3 protein-coding genes are annotated in these 2,950 nt (G+C 38.8%); all 3 read left to right on the top strand.

The features are described from left to right. Positions 1-353: 353 nt before the first annotated feature. Positions 354-1,718: a tRNA lysidine(34) synthetase TilS gene (gene tilS / locus RTK36_RS00810; RefSeq protein ID WP_312043342.1), complete on the top strand. Its 1,365-nt coding sequence runs from the start codon at positions 354-356 to the stop codon at positions 1,716-1,718. After that, positions 1,715-2,245: a hypoxanthine phosphoribosyltransferase gene (hpt, locus tag RTK36_RS00805; protein ID WP_312043340.1), complete on the top strand. Its 531-nt coding sequence runs from the start codon at positions 1,715-1,717 to the stop codon at positions 2,243-2,245. The genes tilS and hpt overlap by 4 nt, the downstream gene beginning before the upstream one ends. A 189-nt stretch (positions 2,246-2,434) precedes the next feature. Beyond that, a partial coding sequence (locus tag RTK36_RS00800; RefSeq protein WP_312043338.1) for an ATP-dependent metallopeptidase FtsH/Yme1/Tma family protein occupies positions 2,435-2,950 on the top strand: 516 nt, incomplete at its 3' end.

Genomic DNA, 2,950 nt, shown 5'->3' with positions numbered 1-2,950 from the left:
TTCCTAAGGACGATATGACAGTGGTCGCAGGTCGCTTTTGGAAAAAAAGGAGAACTGCTTAAAAATAGTTATATTAATATAAGAAAAGAGAGAAAACAGGGTAAGATAAATAAAAATTGGAATTAAAGGGGCACGGAACCTTCCTTGGCATTAAAGCAGGGGAGGTTCTTTTTTATTGATTATGATAGAAGAATGATAGTATCCTTAGTGTAGATATTGTCTTTCAATAAATTTTCGTGTAAAGTGAATACATATGAGTTTTTGATACAAGAATGAAACATAATATTTATAAATAGACTCCCCTGATAAAAAGGGGGACGAGTTAGCAATTTTGGGAATTGGGAGCGTTGAATATGCAAAATAAGGTTTGGCAGACCATGGAAAAATATCATATGTGCGCACAGGGTTGTCACATTGTGGTTGGTGTTTCCGGAGGTGCGGACTCTATTGCACTTTTGCACCTATTAAATGGGTTTGCTGGTGAGTTGGGGTGGAGCATCACCGCTGTCCATGTGCATCATGGTTTGCGGGGAGAAGAAGCAGATGGAGATAGTGCCTTTGTACAGAATATTTGCCATAATTGGGGAATTCCTTGCAAGGTTTATTATTTTGATGTGGCAAAAGAAGCAATAGCAAGAGGCTTGGGAACGGAGGAAGCAGGGCGACTGTTGCGGTATGAGGCTTTTGAGCGGGAAAGACAAGGGGGCCTCATTGCTGTAGCCCACAACAAAAATGACCAAAGTGAAACCATTTTGATGCGCCTTTGCCGTGGAGCAGGTGTATCGGGATTAACTGGCATACGCCCTGTAAGAGATTCCATTATTCGTCCGCTACTATTTTGCTCAAGAAAGGAAATTGAACAATACTGCCAAGAGAAGGGACTTTCCTATTGCGAGGATAGCACAAATCGAGAAAATATCTATACCAGGAACCGCATAAGAAACCAGGTTTTGCCCTTACTTGAGGAAATCTATCCAAAAGCCATGGAGCATATTGCCCAAACTGCAGAAATTATGGCAGAAGAAGAAGAATTTCTGCAAGAACAGGCCAGATCATTATTTATTAAGACTTTAAAAAAATCTCAAGAGGATGAAATTGTTCTGGATGCGGAATGCTTAAAGGGCATGCATAGAGTTATGAGAAAAAGGGTATTGGCAATGGCATTTGAAGCTTTGGAAGGAAAGAAAGATATAGGCTCCGTTCATTATAAATTATTGGCAAATTTATTGGGGCAAATAAGCGGAAAAAGCTTACATTTACCCAACAATATTATAGCTGAATTAAGCTATGGTTCATTTATTCTAAAAAAGGAACGTGAAAAAATAAAGGATTTTTTCTATCTTTTACCTTTAAATGGAGAAATTTTTGTGCCTGAAGCAAAGCTTTTCGTAGGAACTTATCTTTGTACGGAAAAAAGAACACAAAAAAGCCAAGATAGCTGTACGAAAGTATTTGATTATGATAAAATAGGCTGTGCACTTTTTTGTCGAACCAGACAAAATGGAGATCGCCTTGCCATTAAAAACGGACGAAAAAAGCTGAAGGATTTTTTGATTGATAAAAAAATCCCAAGGGAGCAGCGGGACAGCATGCCCCTTATTGCCACTGAGGACGATGTTCTTTGGGTGGTGAATCAGCGGGTTTCTGCGGCATATCAGCCGGATGAAAATACTAAAAATTTTTTAATAGTTCAGATACGGAGGTTCATTGAAGAATGAAAGAAAGAGTAGAGGTAATGATCAGCGCTGATGCAATCAGCAAAAGATTGGAAGAAATGGCAGAGCAGATTTATGAAGATTTTGGTGGAGAACAGGTTGAGCTGGTTTGTGTTTTAAAGGGTGCGGTAATGACCTTAACAGAGCTTTCCAAAAGATTGAAAATGCCCGTTACAATGAGCTTCATGGATGTTTCCAGTTATGGAAATGGCACTGAAAGCACAGGGAAAATTAAAATTTTACGGGACTTGGATGAAGATATTTCAGGAAAGAATGTCCTTTTAATTGAAGATATCATTGACAGCGGAAGAACGTTGAGCCATTTGAGAGACCTTTTGTTGAAAAGGGAACCAAAAGCCTTCAAAATTTGCACCCTGTTGGATAAACCTGACAGACGTGTTGCTGAGGTTCCTGTTGATTATGTTGGATTTACCATTCCTGATGCTTTTGTAGTGGGCTATGGCTTAGATTATGCACAAAGATATCGTAATTTGAACTATGTAGGCGTATTACACTTTGACGAAGAATAAAATGTAAAAAGGGGGAGGAGTTCTAGTAAGGAATTCTTCTTCTTTTTTGTAGGAAAAGGCAGTGTTTTTGATTAATCTTTTCTAATCCTGCGTTGCCTTTTCTGTGGAAATGTGATAAAATTATAAACTGATACGGGTTAATTAAGTAAATATTTATGTTCGAATTATGAATCAACAGGAGGGAATCGATTGAATAAATACTGGAAGGCCATTGGGCTGTATGCGATGATTTTTGTTCTGATTTTGGCTGTACTGGCCTTCAATAGCGAGGCAATCACCGCTCCCCAGAAGGAGCAAAAGGCGTATAATTATAGTAATTTGTATACTGAGCTGGAAAATGACAATATTAAAGAGCTTGAAATTACCAGAAGTAAAGAGGTTGGGGATTTTGGTTCGGTAGAAGCAACATTGAGTGATGGAAGTGTGATTAACATAAATCTTCCTAGCGTTTCTACATTCCAGAAGCTTGTAGATGAAAAAATTGCCGATGGCAGTAAGATTGAAGTAACGACGAAGGATGTGCAAAAGGAGAGCTTGCTTTCCACAATACTTCCTTCTCTGATTATGATGGTTGTTATGGTTCTGTTCTTTATCCTGCTGTTTAATAAGCTTCAGGGTGGCGGCGGAAAGATGGCATCCTTCGGTAAGAGGAAGGCAAAGATGAGCGTTGAAGGAGAAAATAAAATTACCTTTGAGAACGTAGCA

Source organism: Anaerotignum sp., assembly GCF_031981185.1.
In the GTDB taxonomy this organism is placed as follows: Bacteria; Bacillota; Clostridia; order Lachnospirales; family Anaerotignaceae; genus Chakrabartyella.
This window is presented reverse-complemented; position numbering and strand designations above follow the sequence as displayed.

Bases quoted from the DNA above. Each gene is read 5' to 3' on its own strand.
- hpt (WP_312043340.1), top strand. From the start codon at position 1,715: ATGAAAGAAAGAGTAGAGGTAATGATCAGCGCTGATGCAATCAGCAAA.
- tilS (WP_312043342.1), top strand. From the start codon at position 354: ATGCAAAATAAGGTTTGGCAGACCATGGAAAAATATCATATGTGCGCA.